This window comes from Rhizobacter sp. P2_H3, assembly GCF_056403355.1.
Map to the genome: position 1 here is coordinate 1 of NZ_JBFUFQ010000079.1, position 25,488 is coordinate 25,488.

At 69.7% G+C, this 25,488-nt stretch carries 23 protein-coding genes; 11 read left to right on the plus strand and 12 right to left on the minus strand.

All coding sequences use genetic code 11. The features are described from left to right. The 4 genes from AC1D1T_RS16175 to AC1D1T_RS16190 all read right to left on the minus strand — a co-directional run. A partial coding sequence (locus AC1D1T_RS16175) for a hypothetical protein (RefSeq protein WP_477992150.1) occupies nt 1-1,137 on the minus strand: 1,137 nt, incomplete at its 3' end. Between the two features lie 11 nt (nt 1,138-1,148). Further along, nucleotides 1,149-1,331, minus strand: a complete 183-nt coding sequence (locus tag AC1D1T_RS16180; RefSeq protein ID WP_047508213.1) for a DUF5989 family protein — start codon at nt 1,329-1,331, stop codon at nt 1,149-1,151. Nucleotides 1,332-1,366: 35 nt separating this feature from the next. Next, nucleotides 1,367-3,184 carry a carbamoyltransferase family protein gene (locus AC1D1T_RS16185; RefSeq protein ID WP_477826436.1) on the minus strand — a complete coding sequence of 606 codons (1,818 nt, stop codon included), beginning with the start codon at nt 3,182-3,184 and terminating at the stop codon, nt 1,367-1,369. A 431-nt stretch (nt 3,185-3,615) separates the two neighbouring features. After that, on the minus strand, nt 3,616-4,935 hold the full coding sequence (locus AC1D1T_RS16190) for an Nramp family divalent metal transporter (protein WP_477992151.1): 1,320 nt from the start codon (nt 4,933-4,935) through the stop codon (nt 3,616-3,618). 102 nt (nt 4,936-5,037) lie between these two features. Between AC1D1T_RS16190 and AC1D1T_RS16195 the strand changes: the two genes are divergently transcribed. From AC1D1T_RS16195 to AC1D1T_RS16215, 5 genes are all read left to right on the plus strand, one after another. After that, complete coding sequence (locus AC1D1T_RS16195) at nt 5,038-5,421, plus strand: VOC family protein (protein WP_477826438.1); 384 nt, start codon at nt 5,038-5,040, stop codon at nt 5,419-5,421. Nucleotides 5,422-5,433: 12 nt separating this feature from the next. Next, nucleotides 5,434-6,144 carry a helix-turn-helix transcriptional regulator gene (locus AC1D1T_RS16200; protein WP_047508207.1) on the plus strand — a complete coding sequence of 237 codons (711 nt, stop codon included), beginning with the start codon at nt 5,434-5,436 and terminating at the stop codon, nt 6,142-6,144. Between the two features lie 68 nt (nt 6,145-6,212). After that, nucleotides 6,213-6,854, plus strand: coding sequence for a glutathione S-transferase family protein (locus AC1D1T_RS16205; protein WP_477826439.1), 642 nt, complete (start codon nt 6,213-6,215; stop codon nt 6,852-6,854). A gap of 278 nt (nt 6,855-7,132) precedes the next feature. Continuing rightward, nucleotides 7,133-10,825 (plus strand): RHS repeat domain-containing protein, encoded by a 3,693-nt coding sequence (locus AC1D1T_RS16210; protein ID WP_477992152.1) that lies wholly within the window; start codon nt 7,133-7,135, stop codon nt 10,823-10,825. A 204-nt stretch (nt 10,826-11,029) separates the two neighbouring features. Beyond that, nucleotides 11,030-11,356 (plus strand): hypothetical protein, encoded by a 327-nt coding sequence (locus AC1D1T_RS16215; protein WP_477992153.1) that lies wholly within the window; start codon nt 11,030-11,032, stop codon nt 11,354-11,356. A 144-nt stretch (nt 11,357-11,500) separates the two neighbouring features. Here AC1D1T_RS16215 and AC1D1T_RS16220 read toward each other — a convergent pair whose 3' ends face one another. The 4 genes from AC1D1T_RS16220 to AC1D1T_RS16235 are packed head-to-tail and all read right to left on the minus strand — an operon-like array spanning nt 11,501 to nt 16,379. Beyond that, entirely contained in the window at nt 11,501-12,895 is a 1,395-nt protein-coding gene (locus tag AC1D1T_RS16220; RefSeq protein WP_477992154.1) for an amidase, read from the minus strand. Next, complete coding sequence (locus AC1D1T_RS16225) at nt 12,892-14,373, minus strand: ABC transporter substrate-binding protein (protein WP_477992155.1); 1,482 nt, start codon at nt 14,371-14,373, stop codon at nt 12,892-12,894. The genes AC1D1T_RS16220 and AC1D1T_RS16225 overlap by 4 nt, the downstream gene beginning before the upstream one ends. Nucleotides 14,374-14,397: 24 nt before the next feature. Continuing rightward, nucleotides 14,398-15,180 carry an ATP-binding cassette domain-containing protein gene (locus tag AC1D1T_RS16230; RefSeq protein ID WP_477992156.1) on the minus strand — a complete coding sequence of 261 codons (783 nt, stop codon included), beginning with the start codon at nt 15,178-15,180 and terminating at the stop codon, nt 14,398-14,400. Next, a complete protein-coding gene (locus AC1D1T_RS16235; protein WP_052212535.1) occupies nt 15,177-16,379 on the minus strand; it encodes a fumarylacetoacetate hydrolase family protein in 1,203 nt (400 codons plus the stop codon). The genes AC1D1T_RS16230 and AC1D1T_RS16235 overlap by 4 nt, the downstream gene beginning before the upstream one ends. A gap of 130 nt (nt 16,380-16,509) precedes the next feature. On the opposite strand from AC1D1T_RS16235, the gene AC1D1T_RS16240 reads away from it, so the two are divergent. The 5 genes from AC1D1T_RS16240 to AC1D1T_RS16260 all read left to right on the plus strand — a co-directional run bounded on the left by AC1D1T_RS16240 (nt 16,510) and on the right by AC1D1T_RS16260 (nt 20,777). Then, nucleotides 16,510-16,950 (plus strand): RbsD/FucU family protein, encoded by a 441-nt coding sequence (locus AC1D1T_RS16240; protein ID WP_047508190.1) that lies wholly within the window; start codon nt 16,510-16,512, stop codon nt 16,948-16,950. 66 nt (nt 16,951-17,016) lie between these two features. Further along, complete coding sequence (locus AC1D1T_RS16245; protein ID WP_047508188.1) at nt 17,017-17,958, plus strand: dihydrodipicolinate synthase family protein; 942 nt, start codon at nt 17,017-17,019, stop codon at nt 17,956-17,958. Between the two features lie 31 nt (nt 17,959-17,989). After that, nucleotides 17,990-19,003 carry a sialic acid TRAP transporter substrate-binding protein SiaP gene (locus AC1D1T_RS16250; RefSeq protein ID WP_477825456.1) on the plus strand — a complete coding sequence of 338 codons (1,014 nt, stop codon included), beginning with the start codon at nt 17,990-17,992 and terminating at the stop codon, nt 19,001-19,003. Further along, nucleotides 19,003-19,488 (plus strand): TRAP transporter small permease, encoded by a 486-nt coding sequence (locus tag AC1D1T_RS16255; protein WP_047508186.1) that lies wholly within the window; start codon nt 19,003-19,005, stop codon nt 19,486-19,488. The genes AC1D1T_RS16250 and AC1D1T_RS16255 overlap by 1 nt, the downstream gene beginning before the upstream one ends. Next, entirely contained in the window at nt 19,485-20,777 is a 1,293-nt protein-coding gene (locus AC1D1T_RS16260; protein WP_477825455.1) for a TRAP transporter large permease, read from the plus strand. The genes AC1D1T_RS16255 and AC1D1T_RS16260 overlap by 4 nt, the downstream gene beginning before the upstream one ends. On the opposite strand, the gene AC1D1T_RS16265 is transcribed toward AC1D1T_RS16260, so the two are convergent. Genes AC1D1T_RS16265 through AC1D1T_RS16280 form a run of 4 tightly spaced genes read right to left on the minus strand, consistent with a single transcriptional unit; the run spans nt 20,689 to nt 24,938 of the window. Beyond that, a complete protein-coding gene (locus AC1D1T_RS16265; RefSeq protein WP_477825454.1) occupies nt 20,689-21,744 on the minus strand; it encodes an ABC transporter ATP-binding protein in 1,056 nt (351 codons plus the stop codon). The two genes, AC1D1T_RS16260 and AC1D1T_RS16265, sit on opposite strands and share 89 nt — an antisense overlap. Then, complete coding sequence (locus AC1D1T_RS16270) at nt 21,741-22,559, minus strand: ABC transporter permease (protein ID WP_477825453.1); 819 nt, start codon at nt 22,557-22,559, stop codon at nt 21,741-21,743. Before AC1D1T_RS16270 ends, AC1D1T_RS16265 begins: the two co-directional genes overlap by 4 nt. Then, nucleotides 22,556-23,506 (minus strand): ABC transporter permease, encoded by a 951-nt coding sequence (locus AC1D1T_RS16275; protein ID WP_477825459.1) that lies wholly within the window; start codon nt 23,504-23,506, stop codon nt 22,556-22,558. The genes AC1D1T_RS16270 and AC1D1T_RS16275 overlap by 4 nt, the downstream gene beginning before the upstream one ends. Before the next feature lie 10 nt (nt 23,507-23,516). Continuing rightward, complete coding sequence (locus tag AC1D1T_RS16280) at nt 23,517-24,938, minus strand: FAD-binding oxidoreductase (protein ID WP_477825452.1); 1,422 nt, start codon at nt 24,936-24,938, stop codon at nt 23,517-23,519. A 71-nt stretch (nt 24,939-25,009) separates the two neighbouring features. Here AC1D1T_RS16280 and AC1D1T_RS16285 point away from each other — a divergent pair. Further along, the coding region (locus AC1D1T_RS16285) for an RDD family protein (protein ID WP_477992157.1) at nt 25,010-25,488 on the plus strand (479 nt) is incomplete at its 3' end.

The window sequence follows — 25,488 nt, forward strand, 5'->3', positions numbered from 1 at the left end:
GGCCAGGATGCGCTGGCCGAGCGGGCTGTAGTGGTGGCTGCCGCGGTCGAACAGCGTGAGCGGATCGACGGCCTTCAGCGCCTCGTGCGGCACGGCCACGCGAAAGCCGCGTGCCTGCAGCTCGGTGGCGATCGCCGATTCCAGCGCATCGAGCCGCGCGACCGCCTGCGGAATGCGGCGCTGCCACGATTCGAACTGGGCCGCCTGCGGGTAGAAGCGGCGGTACTTGTCGAACTCGCCCGGCTGCACCTGGTAGTCGTTGGGCAGCAGCAGCACGACGGTCTCGCGCGCCGGCGGCAGCGCGCGCGCGAGCCGCTCCACCGCCGCCGCCGCGGCGCTCGCGAGCGTGGCGCGCTCGGCGTCGTCGAGCGCGAACAGCACCGGGTTGGCGCCCGGCGGCGATTGCCATTCGGCATTGAACAGCGCGTTCTTCGCGATCGTGAAGTCGGCCATCACGGTGCTGTGCACCGCCAGCCATTCGCGTGCAGCGCGAAAGCGCGGGATCGTCACGCTGCTGCGCGAGAAGAACATCTCGTCGAGGTCGTTGCCGAGGTTCAGCGAGACGATGTTGAGCAGCGGCGCGGTGGCCTGCCCGCCCTCGCGGTGATGGCGATAGTCGCTCGCCCACGACTGCAGCGATTCGACATCGGTGGCGGCCGCGGCCATCAGGCGCGCGCTGCCGACCCGGCGGCCGGGCAGCTCCGCCGCGACCAGCGCACCGAAGGTCTTGCCGAAATCGAAGCCCCAGCCGAGCGCCTGCGAATCACCGACCACCAGCACGTCGGTCTCGGCCGCGAGCGTGGCCGCGCTGCAGTCGGCCACGCGCAGGCCCTGCGCATCGGTGCACAGCGCGAACGGCTCGCGGCCGGCGAGCTGGATCGTCGCGTCGAAGCCGGCCGGCATGCGCAGCGCGCCGTCGGCGTCGCTGACGGCCGGGATCGCCGGGCGCTTGTTCAGGTGCACGATGCGGCTCATGCCTTCGAGCAGCAGCGCGACCACCGCCAGCACGACCAGGCATTCGAGCAGGGTGCCGGCGACCGTTGCGCGTCGGCTGCGCCGCTGCGCGGACGACGGGCCTTCGACGGGCTCGGTCCGACCCTTCGACAAGCTCAGGGCGAGCGGGGTTTGCTTGCGCATGGACCGGGGATTCAGAACAGCGGGTACAGGAACGGTGCCAGCGCGCCGGACGACGACACGATCGCCAGCAGCACCGAGATCACCAGCAGCACCGGCAGCAGGATCAGCAGCCAGCGCTGGCGCCGCTGCGCGAGCGCACCCACCATGTCGCGCAGCGACGCGGAGATGCTTTGGATCATCCAGACGATCTTCATGGGGTTCTCCTTGCGGGGTGGCAACGTCGGTCAGTTCAGTAGCGCTTGCGCAGCACCAGGTCGTCGATCACCAGCATGTCGATGCCGGTGCGGGCGAACATCGCGAGTGCCATGCGCGGGTGGCCGACCATCGGCAGCGAGCGCTCGTTCAGCGAGGTGTTCAGCAGCGCGGCCACGCCGCTGTGCTGGCCGAAGCGGTTCAGCAGCGCCCAGTAGCGCGGGTTGTCGTCGCGCGTGCAGACCTGCGGGCGCGTCGTGCCGTCGGCGTGGATCGCGCCGCGCAGCTGCGTGCGGTACGCCTCGCGCACCGGCCAGATGGTCTGCATCCACTTCATCACCGGCTCGCCGACCCAGCGGGTGTCGAGCACCTGCTCGGCCTGTTCGGCGGTGATCGACAGCGCATACGGCCGGAAGTGGGTGTGCGATTTCACGCTGCGGCTCATGCGGCGCACCGTGTCGAGTTTGCCGGGATGCACCAGCAGCGAGCGGTTGCCGAGCGCCCGCGGGCCGACCTCGAAGCGGCCCTGCACCCACGCGACGATCGCGCCGTCGGCCAGCGCCTGGCTCACCTCGTCGAGCAGGCGGTCTTCGTCGGTGTAGCGGGTGCTGCCGATGCCGGCGGCCGGCAGCGCGCCAAGCGCCTGGTGGCCGAGCAGGAAGCTGAACGAGGGATCGGCGTCGATCAGCGGTTCGAGATCGCGGTTCGCATGCGACGAGCCGAGGTACGGGTGGCGGATCGGCTGCACCGGGCCGTGCTGCGCGGCACGCAGCATCGCCGCGCCGAAGGCCGCGCCGCCATCGCCCGGGTCCGGCGGCACGAAGAAGTGCTCGAACGCGCTGCGCTCGATCAGCTCGGTGTTGGCCAGGCAGTTCAGCGCGACGCCGCCGGCGAAGCACAGGTTGCGCGAGCCGGTCTGGCGCGACAGGCGCGACGCGAGCCCGAGCAGCACCTCGGCCAGCACGTGCTGCAGGCTCGCGGCGATGTCGGCGCAGCGCTGGTCGTCGTCGGGCACCTGCTGCGGGCCGTCGGCCAGCGAATCGAACGCATACGGCTGGCGGAAATCGCGCGGCGGGCCGAAGGCGGCGATCAGCGGCGCGGCGAACAGCGTGGACGCGTCGCCGTCGAAGTTGAAGTGCGACACCTCGATCGCGTAGCTGCCGTCGGGCTCGCTGCGCATCACGCGGCGCATCGCCTCGACGAAGCGCGGCTTGCCGAAGGCGGCCAGCGCCATCGTGCTCGCCTCGCCGGAATTCGGCTTGAAGCCGAGGTAGGCGGTGAAGGCGGCATAGACGAGGCCGATCGAATGCGGGTATTCGTACTGCTCGAGGATCTGGAGGCCCTGGCTCGCGTCGCGGCTGGCATCTCGACTTGCATAAGCGAGCGTCGTGCAATCCCACTCGCCGATGCCGTCGAGCACCAGCACCGCGGCCTCGTCGAACGGCGAGGCGTAGAAGGCCTGCGCGACGTGCGAATGGTGGTGCGCCGCGAGGTGGATGCGCGACGGCGGGACGCCGAAGCGTGAGCTCAGCGCGGCACGCGTCCAGAGCTTGTCGCGCAGCCAGCTGCGGTTGGCCGAGACGAAATCACGCAGCCCGCGCGGAAAGCGCGCGAAGCCGTTGGTCAGCACGCGCGAGTACTTCGGGCCGGGCTGCTCGTAGAACACGACCTCGTCGACCTCGTCGAGCGCCAGGCCCTGCTCGCGCAGCTGCGCCGCCAGCGACAGCGCCGGGTAGCTGCTGTCGTGCTTCTGCAGCGTGTAGCGCTCCTCGGAGGCCATGCTGACCAGCACGCCATCGCGCACCACGCAGGCGGCGCCATCATGGAAGTCATACGACAGACCGACAATGTTCATGGGTCATCCTCGAACGGCTGACTGCGGACGAACTGCAACGGAACTGCTGCGCAACAGCGACAACGAAACTGCGGGGGACTGCAACGGCGAACTGCAAGGGAAAGCGCGCGGCCGCTCTAGGCGGTCGATCGCGTACAGCCGTGCCGCCGGCACGTGTGGGACGTGCCTCAGCGGATGGTCGCGGACTTCAGTGAGCCGATGGGCTCAGTCGGGGGGAGGGTRTCGGGCGACCGAGTGGGGTCATCGACGTGCACACCGATGGGCGTGCTGGCAGGAATGCGGAATGCGGTACTGCAGTGTGAAGCTCGTGGGCGGTGTGCCCCATCGGCTTGCGCATGAACAACTCCTGGTTAAGTTGCTGTTGACTGCACTGGCCGACGCAGAATAACGAAGCCCCCTGGATGCTGCAACCCTTATTTTCAGGGACGCTTCTAGGGACGCCACACCGCCGACACGAGCCACAGGTTGGCCGCGCTGATCAGCACGAACAGCGTCCACGCACCGGTCTTCAGCCACGGGCCATTCGCGAACGAGCCCATCAGCGCGCGGTCGCTGGTGAAGCGGATCAGCGGCCAGATCGCGAACGGCAGCTGGAAGCTCAGCACCACTTGGCTCGCCACCAGCAGCTTGCCGACGCCCGCGTCGCCCAGCCACAGCACGCCGCCCAGCGCCGGCAGCAGCGCGAGGCCGCGCGTGATCAGGCGGCGCTGCCAGCACGGGATCTTCAGGTCGAGGAAGCCTTCCATCAGCACCTGCCCGGCGATGGTGCCGGTGAAGGTGGAGCTCTGCCCGGCCGCCAGCAGCGCGACGCCGAACAGCACCGAGGCGAACACGCCGCCGACCAGCGGGTCGAGCAGGTGGTACGCATCCTGGATCTCGGTGACCTCGGTGTGCCCGCTGCCGTTGAAGGCCGCGGCCGCGAGCGTCAGGATCGCCGCGTTCACCAGCAGCGCGAGCGACAGCGAGACCACGGTGTCCAGCGTCGACAGCCCGATCGCCTCGCGCCTGCTCGCGTCGTCGCCGGCGACGTGGCGCGTCTGCACGATCGATGAATGCAGGTACAGGTTGTGCGGCATCACGGTGGCGCCGAGGATGCCGATCGCGAGGTACAGCGCCTGCGGGTTCTCGACGGCCGACAGGCGCGGCACGAAGCCCTGCGCGACGGCGCGCCAGTCGGGCCCGACCAGCGCGAGCTCGACCGCGTAGCAGGCGCCGATCGTGACGATCAGCCCGAGCACGATCGCCTCGACCTGCCGGAATCCCTTTCCCTTGAGCCCGAGCACGACCAGCGTGTCGAACGCGGTGATCACGATGCCGGTGACCAGCGACACGCCGAACAGCAGGTGCAGCGCGAGCGCACTGCCCAGCACCTCGGCCACGTCGCACGCGATGATCGCGAGCTCGGCCAGGATCCACAGCACGCGGCTGGTCGCCTTCGGGTAGTGGTCGCGGCAGGCGCGTGCGAGGTCCTTGCGGGCGACCAGGCCGAGGCGCAGCGAGAGCGTCTGCAGCAGCATCGCCGCGAGGCTCGACAGCAGCACCACGCACAGCAGCGCGTAGCCGTAGCGCGAGCCGGCCTCGATGTCGGTCGCCCAGTTGCCGGGGTCCATGTAGCCGACCGAGACCAGCAGGCCCGGGCCGGCGACGCGCAGCAGCTTGCGCCACAGCGGCGCCTGCGCGGGGATCGCGATGCTGCCGCGCACCTCGGACGGGCAGAACGGGGCGGTGGCGGTGCGCGGCAATGAAAACATGGGATCGCATTCTGCCGGCTGCTGACAACACGTTGTCAGCAGCCGCCGCGCAGCATCGCGGCTCCGTTCCAAGCCACGCAACCCGTCCACCCGGAGACCGCCATGACCGACCCCATCCGCAGCGCCCTCAACTGGTTCGAGATCCCTGTCACCGACCTCGACCGCGCCCAGGCCTTCTACGAGAAGCTGTTCGCCACCACGCTGCGCCGCGAGCCGATGGGCGACGTGACGCTCGCGGTGTTCGGCTACGACCAGCCGGGCGTCGGCGGCTGCCTGATCGCCGGCGACCGGGTCGCGCCGCCGTCGCAGATGGGCACCATCGTCTACCTGAACGCGCAGCCCTCGCTCGATGCGGTGCTCGAGCGGGTGCAGGCCGCCGGCGGCGCGATCACCACGCCCAAGGTGACGCTGCCGGGCGAGATGGGCTGCTTCGCCCACATCGCCGACAGCGAAGGCAACCGCATCGGCCTGCACGCGCTGGCGTAGCATCCGCCCACCATGCGCCGTGCCGACCGCCTGTTCCAACTCGTGCAGCTCGTCCGCGGGCGGCGCCTGACCACGGCCGAGTTCATCGCCGAGCGGCTCGAGGTGTCGGCGCGCACGGTGTACCGCGACGTCGCCGACCTGCAGTTGCAGGGCGTGCCGATCGAGGGTGAGGCCGGCGTCGGCTACCGCATGCGCGCCGGCTTCGACCTGCCGCCGCTGATGTTCACCGGCGAGGAGGCGCAGGCGCTGGTGGCGGCGGTGCGCATTGCGCAGCCGCGCATCGATGCGGCACTCGCGGCGCGTGCCGACGCGGCCTTGTCGAAGATCCTGTCGGTGCTGCCCAGCGCGGCGCGCGCGGCGGCCGAGAGCCTGGCGCTGTACGCGCCCACCTTCGAGTTCGATCCGCGGGCGCGCTCGCACCTGGAGCTGCTGCGGCTGGCCGCCGAATCGCGGCGCCGCGTCGAGCTGCAGTACGTCGACCTGAAGGAGGTCAGCACCGAGCGCACCGTGCGCCCGCTCGGCTGCTTCTACTGGGGCGCGGTGTGGACGCTGGCGGCGTGGTGCGAGACGCGCGAGAGCTTTCGCAGCTTCCGCGTCGACCGCATCCGCGAGCTGATCGTCACCGACACCGCGTTCCGCGACGAGCCCGGCAAGACGCTGGCCGACCTGTTCCGGCACAACGAGGCGGCGGCCGAGGCGCACCGCAACGCGAACGCGGCCTGAGCGACGGGCAGGGCGCCGGAGGGCGGCCCTCTAAGATGGCGGACCCCCACACCCTGCCCTGCCCTCCCATGATCCAGCTGTATTACTTCCCCGGCAACGCCAGCATGGCGCCGCACATGCTGCTCGAAGAACTCGGCATTCCGTTCGAGCTGGTGCGCGTCGAGAGAGAGAAGGGCGCGCTGCGCTCGCCCGAGTACCTGAAGATGAACCCGAACGGGCTGATCCCGGTGATGGTCGACGGCGACCTGGTGCTGTACGAGTGCGCGGCGATCTGCCTGCACCTGGTCGACACGCACCCGCAGGCCGGCCTGGCACCGGCCGTCGGCACGCCGCAGCGGGCGCACTTCTACAAGTGGCTGATGTGGCTGACCAACTCGCTGCAGCCGGCGCTGATCTCGTACTTCTACCCGGACCGCTACGTGCGCGATGCCGAGGTGGTGCCACAGGTGAAGGACTGTGCCGAGGAACGCGTCGGCGCGCTGATCGACCTCCTCGAGGCCGAGCTGGCATCGCACGGCAAGCCGTGGCTGCTGGGCGAGGCGTACAGCGCGCTCGACCCATACGCGCTGATGCTGTGCCGCTGGACGCGCAACTTCCACCGGCCGGCGCGCACGCTGCCGGCACTCGGCGCCTACGTGCAGCGCGTGCTGGCGCGGCCGGCGGTGCAGCGGATGTATGCGAGCGAGGGGCTGCAGCCGCCGCTGGTCTGAAGGCGGGGCGCCGCTTGGTGTGGCGCTTCTCCTTCATGTTGATGAGGATGGATGTCCCTGAGCCATTGACCGGGGCTGATCGCACGCGATAAGGTGCGTCCCCACGGCAACTGCATCGATGGATGCGCGCCAAGCCCGACCCGCTCACAAAAGCGGGCAGTGCACCCGGCCCCGCGGGCCGGCCCGTCGATCCCGTTGATTCCCTCAGGGAGAAGCCCTTGCATCCATCGCACCACGCGACCGTGGTGAGGTGCGGCGTTGCCGTGCCTCGGACGGTCTTGAACGTCATCTTCACGCTCTGGCTGCTGGCCTGTGCGACATCTGCCGTCGCGCAGTCGCCGGTCCAGCCTACGGCCGACCCGTTCAACTACGCACGCACGACGAGCTTCACCTACCGTCCGGACGGATTGGTGGAGACCGAGACGGTCGAGCCCGGCAACCCGCAGCTGTGCGTGGTGACGCGGTACCGCTACGACGCGCGGGGCAACCGCACCGGCTCGCAGGTGTCCAACTGCAGCGGCGCCACCGGCGACGCCGTGTTCACCCCGCGCAGCAGCAGCGTCAGCTACGGCGCGCAGACGGTGACGATCGGCGGCACGAGCGTGCAGATCCAGCCGGACACCCAGGTGAGCGGCCGCAGGAACGCGTTGCAGCAGGAGGAGACGCAGACGGTGGATCCGCGCTTCGGCACCGTGCTGAGCAGGACGGACGCGAACGGGYTGACCACGCGCTGGGAATACGACGACCTGGGTCGCRCGACGCGCGAGATTCGCCCCGATGGCACGCGCGTGATCACGGCCCACTGCCTTATCTCCGGGCGGATGAACCCGGCCGGTGACACCTCGAGCAACAGCCCCACCTGCCSGAACCCAAGCGCGGCCGAGATCCCGGCCGATGCGCTGGAGTTCACGCACGTGGAGTCGAGAGACGCCAGCGGCAGTGAGGGCATCAAGAATGGCCCGTTCACCCGCAAGTACCTGGACCGCGCAGGTCGGCTGCTGCGCCATGTGACCGAAGCCTTCGACGGACCGACGCAACCCGGCGGCACGAGCCGGCTGATCGTCACCGACACCGAGTACGGCGATCTGGGCCAGGTGCTGGTGCAGACGCAGCCGTACTTCCTGGACAGCGGTTCGTCGACGAGCGCAGGCAGTGCCGACAGGGGCCTCACGCGCACCGAGTACGACGCGATGGGCCGCCCGGTCCGGGTCTACACCGCCGACCCCCAGGGCAGCCAGCCGGGCGTGAGCTTCGGCCACCACGGCACGCGACGGGCGCGGGTGTCCAGCCTGGCCTACGGAGCGCTGGTGACCACCACGACCGACGACCAGGGCCATACGCGGCGCGAGGAGCGCAACGTCGAAGGCCGGCCTATCCGCATCACTGATGCGCAAGGTGCGCAACTCGTCCACCAGCGTGACGCGTTCGGCAACTTGGTGGCAACGAAGGACGCGCTGCAGAACACGGTGCAGATCAGCTACGACGTGCGTGGCAACAAGCTCAAGCTGATCGACCCGGACGCCGGGGTGATCGAGTACCGCTACGACGCGCTGGGCCAGCCGGTGTGGCAGCAGAACCCGTTGCAGAAGCAGCGCGGYGGSCARACGACGATGGCCTACGACGTGCTCGGGCGGATGACGCAGCGCATCGAGGCGGAATACCAGAGCACCTGGACCTACGACAGCTGCCTGATGGGCATCGGCAAGCTGTGTGAGACGAGCACCAGCACCGGCATCCATCGGCAGTGGGCGTATGACAGCCTGGGGAGGTTGACCAGCACGCGGACCGACATCGCCAATGGGCCGAGCTTCGCGAGTGCGCTGAGCTATGACGCGAACGGCCGGCAAGCGACGCAGACCTGGCCGACCGGGCTCACTGTGAACTACGGCTACACGCCCAAAGGATTCCTGAACAGTGTGTCGCTGGCAACCGCCGTGACGGTGAGCCCGCTGCCCGCGACACCGGGCGGCACACCGGGTGCGAACGTCACGCTGCCGGCCGGCACAGTGCTGTGGCAGGCGCAGGCCTGCAACGCGTGGGACCAGTTGGAGCAGCAACGGTACAGCAGCTCGGTGGTGAGCAAGTCCGGCCACGAGGCGGCCACCGGCCGGGCCAGCAGCCTGATGGCAGGCAAGGGCAACGCCGCCGACGTGTTGAACCACGGCTACGTGTGGGACAGCCTGGGCCGGTTGACGAACCGCAACGATGCGAACGGGGATGGCAGCACCGGCGCGGTGACCGAGAACTTCGAGCACGACGCGCTCGGCCGGCTGCAGCGCTACACGGTGGCGGCTCCTGCGATCAACGGCCTCGTGCGCACGGTGAGCCTGCAATACAACGCGCTGGGCAGCATCCTCTACAAGAGCGATGTCGGGGTGTACAGCTACAACGCACAGGGCGCCAATGCAGTGCGGCCGCATGCGGTGCAGAGCATCGAAGGAGCGGCGGCCAACACCTACGGCTTCGATGCGAACGGCAACATCGCCAGCGCGACGGCGGGCAAGTACCGCGGGATCACGTACACCGGCTTCAACCTGCCGGACAGTCAGAGCGGAGTGCAAGGGCCTGCAGGCGGGCCGAGCTACGTGTGGGGCTACGACGAGGACCACGCGCGCATCCGCGAGGTGCGGACGATCCCGAGCGGCACCAACGCCGGCACGCGGACCACGTGGTACCTGCATCCGGACAACGCAGGGGGACTGGCCTTCGAGAGCGAAGTCAACTCACCCACGAGCCTGAGCGCAGCGAACCCCGCGGTCACGAGCAACCGCCACTACCTGAGCGCTGGCGGCCAGAGCCTCGGCGTGCTGGTGAGCACGGGAGCGTTGCCCACGCTCGGCGCCGCGCAGACCGCACCAGCCGTGCAGTCGAGCCTGAGCGCGGTGAAGCTGGAGTACTGGCACAAGGACCACCTGGGCAGCATCGCGGCAACGACGGATCACAACGGCAACGTCACGGCCCGCAACGCCTACGACCCGTTCGGCAAGCGCCGTTTCTCGAACGGCAACTACGACGCAGCAGGCGCGCTCGGCATCGACTGGAGCCCGGCCGTCAACAGCGGCACCGACCGCGGCTTCACCGGCCACGAGCARCTCGACGACATCGGGCTCACGCACATGAACGGGCGGCTGTACGACGCGGCCCTMGGGCGCTTCCTGTCMGCGGAYCGGGCCGTGACGAAGCCCTAYGAACTGCAGAGCTACAACCGCTACAGCTATGTCGAGAACCGGCCGCTGAGTGGCACGGACCCGAGCGGSTGGAATCCGAATGAGCTGACGCCGRGCAAGACCTGGGATCCCGAACTCTTCGTGATGGAGGAGGTGAAGATCACCGGCACGGGCGTGCCCACRCTGCCTGCGCCGAAYCTGACCTGCWCRTCRTCMTGCCTGGGRGGACTCTTCARGCCGGGGCCGCCGACCTTCGTGCTGATGGCCGCACCGGGCACGCCAGTTCAGAAGTCGTTCCAGCAGGGYCTGAACGCGGGGGSCGCCAAGACCACGAGAGTGGTCGCCGGGATGCGCGASTACGTCCACAAGGAGGCTGAGAACGGATCCGTGCTGTGGAAAATGGTYGATGCGGTACTGTCCGTGGGCGATTCCGAGGAGCAGGCTGCTGATGGGTTGTCGACGGAGGCAGAAAAGCGCCCTCCAAATCCGAATGGGCGGAAGGGAAGTCCTGAACATCAGGCTGAAGTCGAAAAGGCTGAAAATGAATTGCGCAACAAGTATGCGAATGATCCCAACATTGAAGTGCAAACAGAGGTTCGCGTTCGGACTCCGGGTGGAGACAAGGAGAATCGATATCTCGACGTGGCTGCAAGAGACAAGAGAACTGGCGAGATAGTTGAAGGTGTGCAAGTTGGTAAGGAGACACAGGCCGGAAATCCGGTGGCTCGTGAGCGACGTGCAATACAAGATGTGAGTAAAGCATCGCCCGGCACGAACGTATCATTCCGACCCTATGACCGCTGAGAAAATCCTATGGGAAAGCAAATTGAAATTTTGACGACAGATCTTGATCTTCGGGATCTGGGAAAGTCTCTCAGGAGCAGGGGGGATGTCGCTCTTTTGTCAGATATTGCAAACAGTGATTTCAGTTCGCTCGGTACGCTAGACCAATTGCCAATTCCAATCGCATTCGCGGGAGAGAGGTCGCTCGTTTGCTATTTGGCACCCATGCAATTGCCTGCTCGAATATTTATTGAACCAGATAGCCCAGTCAAGATGCATGTCAACATTCATAAGTCGCACATCATCGAATTCTGGCGTCCATTCTACGATGGAAAAATCATGCGACCTGGGCGTCTCTATTATGAAGATCGGGTTCTCATTGGCAATATATTTGTGCAGAAAGACCAAGCCTTTTGCGATTGGGCGAAAGGTGTACTGGCTTTTGTGAGAAAAGAACTTCGCCGTGACCCGGCACGCGGAAGCTATCTCGGCGAGGACGCCGCAAACGCAATCGATAGCGGCCGAGTAGTGGTTGGATCCATTCTCAGATAGCCCGTGCGTGGGGCACCATCCTGGCGGACGTTGCCAAGCATTTGGCGAATGCTCTGGAGTCCAGGTATGCGACCAATGCGGGCGAGGATTGATGCATTGAAGGCGTCAATTGCCGCTTCATTTGCATCGAAATTCAAGCCGGCGTCACCCCACCTGCGGCCACGCCCGCTGCGCCGGCCGCATCTRCTCCCACGCCCGCGCGAGCTGCAGCACGCCCAGGTCGTCGTGCCGCGCCCCGATGATCTGCAGCCCGATCGGCAGCCCGTCGCTCGTGTAGCCGCAGTTGATGCTCGCGGCCGGCTGCTCGCTCATGTTGTACGGCAGCGTGAACGCGATGTGCTCGAACGGCCGCGCCGGGTCGTTGGTCGGGCACGGCAGCTCGGCGGCGAAGGCCGGGATCGGCGCGGTCGGCGACAGCAGCGCGTCGAACGGCCGGCAGGCCGCGACAGCGGCCTCCCGCATCGCGCCCATCTGGCTGTAGCCGTGGAACACCTGCGCGCCGCTCAGGTCGGCGCCGCCGCGCGCCCAGTCGACGATGAACGGCAGCACCTTCGCGCGCCGCGCCTCGGGCAGCGCCGCGATGTCCATCCAGGCCCGGCAGCGCCAGAAGCGGTCCATGCCGTCGATCATCTCGCGCGTCATGAACGGCGCGACCGGCTCGACGACTGCGCCCGCGCCTTCGAACGCACGCGCCGCCGCCTCGACCGCCGCGCGCACCTCCGGTTCGACCGGCAGGCCCCAGCCGGCGTCCATCAGCAGGCCCAGCTTCAATCCGCGCAGCGGGCGCTCGAGCTGCGACCAGGCGATGTCCTGCCAGGGCAGGTTCATCGTGTCGCGCATGCCGGGGTCGGGGCGCGACAGCACATCCATCAGCAGTGCCGCATCGGCGACCGTACGCGTCATCGGCCCGGCCACGCGGCCGGCGTACGGCGGCTGGATCGGGATGCGGCCGAGGCTCGGCTTCAGCGTGAAGATGCCGCACCAGCCGGCCGGCAGCCGCACCGAGCCGCCGATGTCGGTGCCGACGTGCAGCGGCCCATAGCCGGCAGCAGCGCCCGCGGCGGCCCCGGCGCTGCTGCCGCCCGGGCTGCGGCGCAGGTCCCACGGGTTGCGGGCCAGCGGGTGGAAGCTCGACAGGCCGGACGACAGCATCCCGTAGTCGGGCATCGTCGTCTTGCCGAGGATCACCGCGCCGGCTTCGCGCAGCCGCGCGGCCGGCGGCGCATCGGCCGCAGCCGGCACCAGCTCGGTGGCAGCGGTGCCCAGCGGCACCGGCGTGCCGCGCGTCGCGATGTTCTCCTTGATCATCGCCGGCACGCCGTCGAGCGCACCGAGCGGCGCGTTCGCGAGCCAGCGCGCCTGCGAGGCCTCGGCCTGCGCGAGCGCGGCGGCCGCATCCAGCGCATAGGTGGCGCACAGCCGCGGCTCCCAGGCCGCGATGTTCGCGAGCACCGCGCGCGTCACTTCCACCGGCGACAGCGTGCGCGCCGCGTAGGCCGCCAGCAGCTCCACGGCCGACAGCTGTGCCAGCGCGTTCATTGCCAGCTCACCGCGCCCATGTCGTTCGCGAACACCGGCGAGCTGCTCCACAGCCCCTTCAGCCGCTTGTTCGCGACCATGAACTGCGGCAGCTGGAACAGCCAGGCGTTGACCGCGTCGTCGGCCAGCCGGCGCTGCGCATCGCCGAGCAGCTTCAGCCGCTCCTTCGCGCCGGTGCTGGCGTCGTACTTCGCGACGATCTCGGCGTAGGCACGGCCGTCGTAGCCGAAGTAGTACGACGGATCGGCATACACCGCGAAGTCGAGCGGCTCGACGTGGCTGATGATCGTCAGGTCGAAGCTGCCCTTGAACGGGCCGGCCAGCCACTGCGCCCATTCGACGTTGTCGATCTTCGCGACGATGCCCACCTTCGCGAGCTGCGCCGCGACGATCTCGCCGCCCTTGCGCGCGTACTGCGGCGGCGGCAGCGAGAGCGTCACGTTCAGCGGCGTCGCGACGCCGGCCTCCTTCAGCAGCGCGCGGGCCTTGTCGGGGTTGTACGGGTTCACGCCGGTCAGGTCGATGTAGCCGGCGTCGCTCGGCACCATGTGGCTGCCGATCGGCGCGCCCTGGCCTTCCATCGCGCCGGCGATCACCGCCTTGCGGTCGATGGCCATCGCGATCGCGCGGCGCACGCGCACGTCGTCGAAGGGCTTGCGCTTGTTGTTGATCGCGACGAGGGTCTTGCCCTCGGTGCCGCCGATCGCGACCGTGAAGCGCGGGTCGTTCTGGAACTGCACCAGGCTTTGCGCGGCCTGGAAGCGCGGGAACGCGTCGACGTCGCCGGCCAGCAGCGCGGCCGATTGAGCGGCCGGGTCGTTGATGATGCGAAAGCTCACCTTCTTCAGCTTGATCGCGGCGGCGTTGCGGTAGCCGTCCCAGCGCGACAGCACCACCGCGGCGCCGCGCGACCAGCTCTCGAAGCGGAACGGGCCGGTGCCGATCGGGCGGGTGGCGGTGGTGGCGGCGCTCTTCGGGTCGAGGATCACCGCGGTGTTCTCGCCGAGGCGGAACAGCAGGTTGCCGTCGGCCTTCGCGAGCACCAGCATCACTGTCTGCGCATCGGGCGTCTCGATGCGGGTGATGTTGTCGAACACCGTCTTCTTGGCCTTGTTGGTGCTGCCCTCGGCGCGGGCGCGCTCGAAGCTGAACTTGACGTCGGACRCGTCGAAGGCCTCGCCGTCATGGAACTTCACGCCCTTCTTCAGCTTGAAGGTGTAGAGCCGGCCGTCGGGGTCGATGCTCCAGCTGTCGGCCAGCAGCGGCGTCACGCTGCCGTCGACGTTGATCTTGGTCAGGCCCTCGAGCACGTTGTAGTGGACGATCTCGCCGATCGACGCCGCCGCCGAGGTGGTCGGATCGAGCCCGGGCGGCTCCAGCGTGATGCCGATGACGGCGCTGTCCTTGCGGGACTGGGCTGCGGCGAGCGTCGCGGCGCACAACAGCAGCGTGGCGGTGGTCTTGAGGGCTGGATGCATCGGAAGATGGTAGCCCGGAAGTCGCTACGCGGCGGCGACCAGCGCGCGGGTGTACGGGTGCTGCGGCGACCGGAACACCTCGTCCGACGCCCCGCGCTCGACCACCTCGCCGCCGCGCATCACCAGCACCTCCTCGCACAGGTGGTCGACCACCGCGAGGTCGTGGCTGATCAGCAGGTAGGTCATGCCGAAGCGCTGCTGCAGGTCGGTCATCAGGTTCAGCACCTGCGCTTGCACAGAGACGTCGAGCGCGCTGACCGGCTCGTCGGCGACGATCAGTTTCGGCCGCGTCACCAGCGCCCGCGCGATCGCGATGCGCTGGCGCTGGCCGCCGGAGAACTCGTGCGGATGCCGCGCGGCATCCGACGCCCGCAGCCCGACCGCCTCCAGCGCCTCGGCCACCWGCCCGACCGCATCAGGCGTACCGTCGGGCAGCGGCTCGGCGACGATGCGCCCGACCCGCTGCCGCGGATCGAGCGACCCGTACGGATCCTGGAACACCATCTGGAAATCGCGCCGCGCCGCGCGCAACCCGGCCGGCGCCAGCGCATTCAGGTCGCGGCCGTCGAACAGCACCCGGCCGCTGCTCGGCGGCTCCAGCGCCATCGCGATGCGCGCGAGCGTCGACTTGCCCGAGCCCGATTCGCCGACGATCCCGAGGTTGCACCCGGCCCGCACCGCCAGGCTCACGCCGCGCAGCGCGTCGACCACCGGCGCCGGCTGCAGCAGCCGTTCGCGCGGCAGCGTGTAGCGCCGCGTCACCTGCTCCAGCGCAAGCAGCGGCGCCTCGCCGACCCCGGCGCTCACGTCAACAGTTGGCGCGCCGCGAGGCTGCGCATCAGCGCGGTCAGCCCGAAGCGCCACGGCGCGATCTCGTCGCAGCGGCGCACCCGGTTCACCAGCGCACCGAACGCCGGCGACGAGACCGTGACCACGTCGCCCACCACGTGCGTGAAGCCCTGGCCCGGGCCCAGCCGGTCCTGCGTCGGCGCGAGCATGGTGCCGAGGAACAGCATCAGCCCGTCCGGGTACTGGTGGTGCGGGCCGATCGCCTGCGCCGCCAGGTCGAGCGGATCGCGGCTGATCTTCGCGAGCGTGTCGCGGCCCTCGACGCGGAAACCGTCCGGCCCCGCCACATGCAGCGCGATCTCGCAGCGGCGCAGGTCGTCGATGCCGAAGTGCGCGTCGAACAGCCGGATGAACGGCGCCATCGCGCACGAGGCGTTGTTGTCCTTGGCCTTGCCCAGCAGCAGCGCGCTGCGGCCCTCGAAATCGCGCAGGTTCACGTCGTTGCCGAGCGTCGCGCCGCGCACCCGGCCGCGGCTGTCGATCGCGAGCACCACCTCGGGCTCCGGGTTGTTCCACGACGAGCCGGGGTGCAGCCCGACATCGGCGCCGGTCCCCACCGCGGCCATCGGCGGCGCCTTCGTGAACACCTCGGCGTCCGGCCCGATGCCCACCTCCAGGTACTGCGACCAGGCGCCCTGCGCGATCAGCACCTCCTTGACCTGGGCCGCCTGCGGCGAGCCGGGCACGATGCCGGCCAGGTTGTCGCCGAGGATGCCGGTCAGCGAGCGGCGGATCTTGTCGGCGCGCGAGGCATCGCCGCGCGCCTGCTCCTCGATCACCCGCTCCAGCAGGCTCGCGATGAAGGTGACGCCGCTCGCCTTCACCGGCTGCAGGTCGCACGGCGCCATCAGCCAGGCCTGGGTGCCGTCGCGCAGCGATTCGTCGCTGTTGGCGAGCGCCGCCTCGTACGACGCGATGCGCGGCGCCTGCCCGGTGCGCAGCGCCGACTGCACCGAGAACACCGGGTCGTCGAGTTCCAGCAGCTGGCTGCTGGTGGCAGCGACGGTGGACAAATCGTGCAGGTCATCGCCGGTCAGCGTGACCAGCGTCGGCCCGCTGCCGGGCACCCACAGGCGGCCGACCAGCGTGGCGTGCCGGGCGTCGTGGGGCAGCGATTCGGCGACGGGCATCGGCAGGGGGGGAAAGTGGAGGGTCATGGAGGCTCTCGACAGGGTTGGCAGGGTGGCGGCGTTGACAGGGCAGAAGGGTTTGTCCCGCTGAAGCTTTCGGGGCAGGCGCTTACGATGAGAATCCGCGCTGTCCCACGAAGACACGAAGGAAGTCCCGATGCTCAAGACGATATCGCCGCTGCTCACGCCCGACGCGCTGCACGCGCTGGCCAGCATGGGCCACGGCGACGATCTGGCGATTGTGGACGCGAATTTCCCCGCCGCCCAGGTGGCCCGCCAGTCCGGTGCGCGGCTGGTGCAGATCACCGGCGCCGACGCGCCGGCCGTGCTGGCGGCGTTGCTGCCGCTGTTCCCGCTCGACACCTTCGTGCCGCAATGCGCCTGGACGATGCAGGTGGTGGGTGATTCCCGCGCCGTGCCGCCGCCGGTGGCCGAATTCCGCAAGCTGCTGCACACCGCCGGCGAGCGCGAGCCGGCCACGCTGGAGCGCTTCGCGTTCTACGAGCAGGCGCAGCGCGCCTTCCTGATCCTGCGCAGCGGCGAGCAGCGCAAGTACGGCAACCTGATCCTGCGCAAGGGGGTGGTGTCCACCGACTGACGTTTTCCATCGGGTCTGGCGCGAGGGGAGCCGCGCCGTCATCGCTCCCACTGACGGGAGAAGACCATGACGATTCCTGCCGCATCCGCCTCGTTCCACGGCATCTGGCCGGCGCTGCTGACGCCGCTGAAGCCCGACCTCGGCATCGACCTGCACCGCTTCGGGCTGCACGCCCGCTCGCTGATCCACGCCAAGGGTTGCGGCGGCGTCGTGCCGTTCGGCACCACCGGTGAGGGGCCGGCGTTCTCGGTCGCCGAGCGCCGCGACGCGGTCGACGCGCTGGTCGGCGAAGGGGTGCCGGGGTCGCAGATCCTGGTGTCGACCAGCTGCGCCGCGCTGCCCGACACGCTGGCGCTGACGCGCCATGCGCTCGGCATCGGCGCGCACGGCTGCCTGATGATGCCGCCGTTCTACCTGAAGGGCGGTGGCCACCAGGTGACCGACCAGGGCGTGATCGACAGCTACCGCCAGGTGATCGACGGCGCGGCCGACGACCGGCTGCGGCTGTACCTGTACCACATCCCCCAGGTCAGCGGCGTCGGGCTGTCGCGCAAGGTCGTCGAGACGCTGAAGCGGCTGTACCCGCAGACCATCGTCGGCATCAAGGACAGCAGCGGCGACACCGCGCACACGCTGGCGCTGGCCGATGCGTTCAACGAGACGCTGATGGTGACCGCCGGCCACGAGCCCGACCTGCCCGAGCTGGCCCGCCGCGGCAGCACCGGCGCCATCAGCGGGCTGGCCAACTTCATGCCGCACGTGGTGCAGCGGCTGGCCGGCCGGCCCGATGCGCCGAACACCCCGCACGACGTGTCGCGCGTGCGGCTGCTGCTGGCGATGCTCGGCCCTTACGCGCTGACACCCGCTTTGAAGGGCATCATGTCGGCCCTGAGCGGCGAACCCGGCTGGTTGCGGGTGCGCGCGCCGCTGGTGGCGCTGACGCTCGACCAGATGCACACGCTGCAGCATGCGCTGAAGCCGATCGCGCTGGACCTCGACGTCGACTGAGACTGATCCGAACAAGGAAGCTGGAGACTGCATGATTGTTGATTCACGGCGCCGCCGCCTGGCGGCCGGCCTGGTGTTGTCCGGCGCGGGGTTGTCGGGCGTGTCTGCGCCGTGGGCGCGTGCCGCCGGCAAGACGCTGCTGCGCATCTCGACCCCCGCGGTGCCGGACGACTGGCACGCGAAGATGTGGACGGTCTTCAACGAGACGCTCCAGCAGTCGGCCCCCGGCGAGTTCGAGGTGCAGGTCAACCTGAACGCGGCGCTGTTCAAGCAGGGCACCGAGCCGGCGGCGATGGCGCGCGGCAACCTGGAACTGGCGTCGATCTCGGCCTTCGACATCGCGAAGCTGCTGCCGGAGTTCTCGATCTTCACCGCCGGCTACATGCTGCGCGACCCGCAGCACCAGCAGAAGGTGTTCAACGGGCCGATCGGCGACGAGGTGTTCCAGCGCGTCTCCGACAAGCTCGACGTGACGGTGCTCGCCACGGCCTACCTCGGCACGCGCCAGCTCAACCTGCGCGACACGCGCAAGGTGATGGTGCCGGCCGACCTGAAGGGCGTGAAGCTGCGCATGCCGGGCTCGAAGGACTGGCTGTTCCTCGGCGAGGCGCTGGGGGCCACGCCGACGCCGCTGGCCTTCGGCGAGGTCTACCTGGGCCTGAAGACCGGCACCATCGACGGCCAGGACAACCCGCTCTCCACCGTGCGCGCCGCCAAGTTCTACGAGGTGACGAAGCAGCTGGTGCTGACGGGCCACCTGGTCGACGGCCTGTTCATCGCGGTCGCCAACAAGACCTGGAACGCGGCGAACCCGGCGCAGCGCCAGAAGCTGAAGGCGGCGGCGCAGGCGGCGGCGCGCTGGAACAACGAGAACCGCCTGAAGGAAGAGGCGCAGCTGGTCGACTTCTTCCGGCAGCAAGGCCTGCAGGTGACGACGCCCGACGTGGCCGCGTTCCGCCGCACGGTGCAGCAGGCGTATGCCGCGTCGGAGCAGGCGAAGTCGTGGCCGAAGGGGATGCTCGAGCGCATCAACGGGGTCGCCTGATGCGCAGCTGGCTGAAACGCGGCGCCGAGGCGGTCGGCGGCGGTCTCTTCGTGCTGCTGTTCCTCGTGTTCCTGGTGCAGATCGTCGCGCGCTTCGGCTTCGACCGGCCGCTGCCGTGGACCGACGAGCTGGCGGTGGTGCTGTACGTCTGGGTGATCCTGTGGTCGACCGCGTTCGTCGTGCCGCAGCGCGAGCACGTGGCCTTTGACCTGGTCTACAACGCGATGCCGGCCGGTGTGCGGCGGGTGTTCCGCGGCCTCGCGGCGCTGCTGTTCGGCGGCCTCGCGCTGTGGGCGCTGCCGGCCAGCTGGGACTACATCCGGTTCATGGCGCGCGAGGGCACGCCGGTGCTCGGGCTGCCGTTCATGGCGGTGTTCCTGCCGTTCGCGCTGATGCTGGTGGGGGTGGTGGCGCGCAGCGCGCACACGCTGTGGCGCATCGCACGCGGGCTCGACCATGAGTTGAGCGGCGAGGTAAAGGCATGACGGCGGCGCTGTGGGCGCTGATCGGCGTGCTGGTCGCCGGCTTCGTGCTGCGCGCGCCGATCGGCTTCTCGATGATCGGCAGCGGCATCGCCTACCTGGTCGTCAAGGGGCAGGACGTCGGCCTCGCGGCCGAGCAGGTGCTGAACGGGCTCTACAACAGCTACGTGCTGCTGGCGGTGCCGCTGTTCATCTTCGCGGCCAACCTGATGAATGCCGGCACCATCAGCGAGCGCATCTTCGACTTCTGCCGCATCCTGGTCGGGCGRCTGCGTGGCGGGCTGGCCCAGGTCGACATCCTGGTCAGCGTGGTGTTCTCCGGCATGAGCGGCAGCGCGATCGCCGATGCGGCCGGGCCGGGGCTGGTGACGATCCGCCAGATGCTGAAGAAGCCGGAGTACACGCCCGGTTTCGCCGGCGCGGTGGTGGTGGCGAGCGCGACGCTCGGGCCGATCATCCCGCCGTCGATCCCGATGGTGATCTATGCGCTGGTGTCGGGCAGCTCGGTCGGCGCGCTGTTCCTCGGCGGCGTGGTGCCGGGCGTGCTGATGGCGCTGCTGATGATGGGCGTGGTGCAGGTCATCGCGACGCGGCGCAACATGCCGCGCGAGGACAAGGTGCCGCTGCGCGAGTGGCCGGCCATCCTGTGGCGCGGCGCGCTGCCGCTGTCGCTGCCGGTGCTGCTGCTGACGGGCATCTACACCGGCATCTTCACGCCCACCGAGGCAGCCGCGGTGGCGGCCTTGCATGCGCTGGTGCTGGCCGGCGTCGTCTACCGCGCGCTCAGCTGGCGCACGCTGTGGGGTGTGGTGATGGAGTCGACGCGTTCGAGCGCGGTGATCACGATGATCCTGGCCGGCGCGTTCATGATGAACTACGCGTTCACCGCCGAGGGCGTGCCGCAGTCGCTCGCGGCGTGGATGGCGGGCTTCGACCTCGGGCGCACCTCGTTCCTGCTGCTGGTGAACCTGCTGTTCCTGGTGCTCGGCTGCTTCATGGACATCTCGGTGCTGCTGCTGGTGTTCGTGCCGATCCTGCTGCCGATGGTGAAGTCGCTGGGCATCGACCTGGTGCACTTCGGCGTGGTGATCGTGCTGAACATGATGATCGGGCTGATCCACCCGCCGTTCGGCATGCTGCTGTTCGTGACCAACGCGCTGACCGGCATCCCGATCCGCGACATGCTGCGCGAGGGCTGGCTGTTCATCGTGATGCTCTTGCTGCTGCTGCTGGCGATGACGCTGTTCCCGCAGATCGTGCTGTGGCTGCCGCAGTCGATGGGGTACCGCTGACGGCGTCGATCCTGATGCACCGCGCGGCGTGATCGCCACCCACGCCGACAGGCGTTGGCAAGCCCGCCCGGCAGGCCTCTACCACCCACCCGCAGCGATCCGCGAACGGGCACCCCGCCGGCCACTCGCCCAGCGCAGGCACCCTCCCCGGGATCGTTGCGAGCCGCGCTCCCCGCGGCGCCCCCAGCCGCGGCCGCGCGCCGACCAGCCCGCGGGTGTACGGATGCGCCGGCGCCGCCAGCACCTGCGCGCCCGGGCCCTCCTCGACCACCGTTCCGCCATACATCACCAGCACGCGCTCGACACTGCGCGCCATCAGGTCGAGGTCGTGCGAGATCAGCAGCAAGGCCATGCCGCTGTCGGCGACCAGCGCGCCGATCAGCGCGAGGATCTCGCGCTGCAGCGTCGCGTCGAGCGCGGTGGTCGGCTCGTCGGCGATCAGCAGCTCGGGCCCGCAGGCCAGTGCCGTCGCGATCATCACGCGCTGGCGCTGCCCGCCCGACAGCTGGTGCGGCCGCGCATCGAGCCGCTGCGCCGCCTGCGGCAACTGCACGCGGTCGAGCAGGCGCAGCGCCTCGGCGCGCGCGCTGCGCGCGTCCAGCCCGCGGTGCACGCGCAGCGGTTCCGACACCGTGCGCCACAGCGGCTGCAGCGGGTCGAGCGCCGTCATCGGCTCCTGGAACACCATCGCGATGCGCCGCCCGCGCAAGCCGCACAGCGCCGCATCGTCGAGGCCCACCAGCTCCTGCCCGTCGAAGCGGATGCTGCCGCCCGCACGCGCCGCGTCCGGCAGCAGGCCCATCAGCGCCAGCGCCGTCATCGACTTGCCGCAACCGCTCTCGCCGATCAGGCCCAGCGTGCGGCCACGCGCCAGCGTGAAGTCGACCCCGCGTACCGCCTCCACCGGCCCGTGTGCCGACGGCAGGCTCACGCGCAGGTCGCGGACCTCCAGCAGCGCGCCCGTCATCGGCGCTGCCCCTCGAGGCGCGGGTCCAGCAGGTCGCGCAGCCCGTCGCCGACCAGGTTCAGCCCCAGCACCGCGAGCGCGATCGCGATGCCCGGGTACAGCGCCAGGTGCGGCGCCTGGTACATCATCTCCTGCGCCTCGTTCAGCATGCGTCCCCAGCTCGGCTGCGGTGGCCGCACGCCCAGGCCCAGGTAGCTGAGCGCCGCCTCGGCCAGGATCGCGACCGCGAACTGGATCGTCACCTGCACGATCAGCGGCGCCGCGATGTTCGGCAGCACGTGGTCGAGCGTGATCTGCCGGCGGCTGCGCCCGCAGGCGCGCGCGGCCAGCACGAAATCGCGCGACCACACCGCGCCGGCGGCCGAGCGGCTGATGCGCGCGAACACCGCCGCGTTGAACACCGCGATCGCCGCCACCGCGGTGACGATTCCCGGCCCGGCCAGCGCGGCCAGCATCAGCGCGGTCAGCAGCGCCGGGAACGCGAAGCTGAAATCGGCGCTGCGCATCAGCAGCGCATCGAGCCAGCCGCGCCGGGCCGCGCCGAGCAGGCCGATCGCCGTGCCGAGCAGCGCGCCGGTCCCGACCGCGGCCACGCCGACCAGCAGCGAGGTGCGCGCGCCGGCGATCAGCAGCGACGCGATGTCGCGCCCCAGGCTGTCGGTGCCGAGCCAGTGCGCGGCGGACGGCAGCAGCAGCTTGTTCGGGATGTCGATCTCGGTCGGCGGGTAGGGCGTCCAGACGAGTGACAGCCCCACCGCGGCGAGCCACAGCCCGACCAGCACGCAGCCGGCGACGAAGCTCGGGTGGCGTTTCATCGATGGATTGCCTTCAGCCGCGGATCGATCGCGACCAGCACCAGGTCGACCGCGAAGTTGATCGCGATCACCGCGGCGGCGAACAGCATCACCACGTTCTGCACCACCAGCAGGTCGCGGTTCGCGATCGCCTGGAACACCAGCAGCCCGAGTCCGGGCAGCGCGAACACCTTCTCGACGACGATCGCGCCGGTCAGCAGGTTCGCGAACTGCAGCCCCATCACCGTGAGCACCGGCACCAGCGCGTTGCGCAGCACATGCCGCCACAGCACCGCGCGCCGGCCGAGGCCCTGCGCGCGCGCGCTGCGCACGAAATCCTCGCGCATCACCTCGAGCACCGCGCTGCGCGTCACGCGCGCGAGGATCGCGGCCTGCACCGCGGCCAGCGCGACGGCCGGCAGCAGCAGCGAGCGCAGCGCCGCGGCCGGGCCTTCGTCCCAGCCGGCAAATCCGCCCGCGGGAAACCACTGCAGCTTCACCGCGAACACCAGGATCAGCAGGATCGCGAACCAGAAACTCGGCACCGCCATGCCGAGCTGGCTGAAGGCCATCACGCCGGCATCGCCGAGCCGGCGGTGGCGCGATGCGGCGAACACGCCGAGTGCCAGCGCGAACACCGTCGTCAGCACCACGGCGATCAGTGCGAGCGGCACGGTGACGAGCAGCCGCTCGGCCAGCAGCTCGGCGATCGGCGCGTCGTACGCGACGCTGCGGCCCAGCTCGCCGCTCGCCAGGCCGCGCAGCCAGTGGCCGTAGCGCACGAGCGGCGGCTGGTCGAGCCCGAGCTGCTGCGCCAGCGCCGCGGCCGCCTCCGGCGTCGCGCCGGTCTCCAGCCGGACGTCGACCGCGCTGCCCGGCAGCAGCGCGAGCACCGCGAAGATCAACGCCGAGGCCGCCAGCAGCGTGGCGATGAAGGCGGCGCAGCGCTGGATCAGGAAGACGCTGATGGGCGCGGCCTCAGAGGGTGAAGATCTTGCCGGGGTTCATGATGTTCTTCGGGTCGAGCGCGCGCTTGACGGTGCGCATCATGTCGACCGCGCCGGCACCCGCCTCGCTGACCAGGAAGCCCATCTTGTGCAGCCCGATGCCGTGCTCGCCGGTGCAGGTGCCGTCCAGCCGCAGCGCGCGCTGCACCAGCTGCAGGTTCAGCCGCTCGGCGGTCTCGCGCTCCTCCGGCTTGTCGGGGTCGATCAGGTAGGCGAGGTGGAAGTTGCCGTCGCCGACGTGGCCGACGATGTAGTACATCAGCCCCGAAGCCTCGACCTCGGCGACGCTCTCGTTGATGCACTCGGCCAGCCGCGAGATCGGCACGCAGGTGTCGGTGGTCACGGTGCGGCTGCCGGGCTTCATCTGCAGCCCGGCGAAGTAGGCGCGGTGGCGCGCGCTCCACAGCTTCGTGCGCTCCTCCGGCGTGGTCGCCCACTGGAAGCCCTCGCCGCCGAACTCGCCGGCGATCTCCTGCACCGTGGCGGCCTGCTCGGCCACGCTCGCCTCGCTGCCGTGGAACTCCATCAGCAGCAGCGGCACCTCGGGCAGCGCCAGCTTGTCGTGCCGGTTCACCGCGCGCACCGCGTTCGCGTCGAGCAGTTCGCAGCGCGCGATCGGCACGCCCATCTGGATCAGCTGGATGGTGGTGCGCACCGCGGCGTCGATGCTCGGAAAGCTGCAGGTGGCGGCCGAGATCGCCTCGGGCAGCGGGTACAGCTTCAGCGTGATCTCGGTCATCACGCCCAGCGTGCCTTCGCTGCCGACCATCAGGCGCGTCAGGTCGTAGCCGGCCGACGACTTGCGCGCCCGCGTGCCGGTGTGGATCACCTCGCCCTGCGGCGTGACGACGGTGAGCGCGAGCACGTTGTCGCGCATCGTGCCGTAGCGCACGGCGTTGGTGCCGCTGGCGCGGGTGGCGCTCATGCCGCCGAGCGTCGCATCGGCGCCGGGGTCGATCGGGAAGAACAGCCCGGCATGGCGGATCTCGGTGTTCAGCTGCATGCGGGTGACGCCGGCCTGCACGGTGACGGTGAGGTCCTCGGGGCGCACCGAGACGATGGCGTTCATGCGCGTCAGGTCGATGCTGACGCCGCCCTGCACCGCGAGCAGGTGGCCTTCGAGCGATGAGCCGGCGCCGAACGGGATCACCGGCACGGCATGGCGGTCGGCCAGCTTCACCACCTCGGCGACCTCGTCGGTGCTCTCGCAATACACCACCACCTCGGGCGGCGGCACGTCGAACGGCGACTCGTCGCGGCCGTGCTGCTGGCGCACCGCCAGCGCCGTCGAGCAGCGCTCGCCGAAGCGGGCCCGCAACGCCTCGACCATCTCGGCGGGAACCGGCCGCGGATCGAGCTGCGGCAGCAGGTGGGCGGGGATGGGAGCGTTCATGGGCGAGGTCTCCGACAACGGAAGAGAGATTCTGCACCCTAGAATCTGCGACCCCCACACACAAGGCCTCCGTGTCGCTGGATACGCTGACCACCGCCGAAACCCCCGAAGGCATCGCGCTGTCGCTGAGGCCGGCCGGCCTGGTGCCGCGCGTGCTGGCGTTCGCGGCCGATTTCGGCATCCGCGTCGTGATGTTCTTTGCGCTGTCGGCGCTGCTGGGCCTGGGCGGCGGCCTGGGGGCCGGGCTGCAGCTGATGATGTATTTCCTGCTCGAATGGTTCTACCCGGTGGTGTTCGAGCTGGCGCTGGCCGGCGCCACGCCGGGCAAGCGCATGCTGGGCCTGCGCGTCGTGATGGACTCCGGGCTGCCGGTGACGCCCGCCGCGTCGATCATCCGCAACCTGCTGCGCGCGGCCGACTTCATGCCGCTGCTGTACGGCTTCGGCCTGCTCGCGATGCTGTGGCGGCCCGATTTCAAGCGCCTCGGCGACATGGCCGCCGGCACGCTGGTGGTGCATGCCGGCAGCGTCGAGCTGCACGGCGCGCTGCC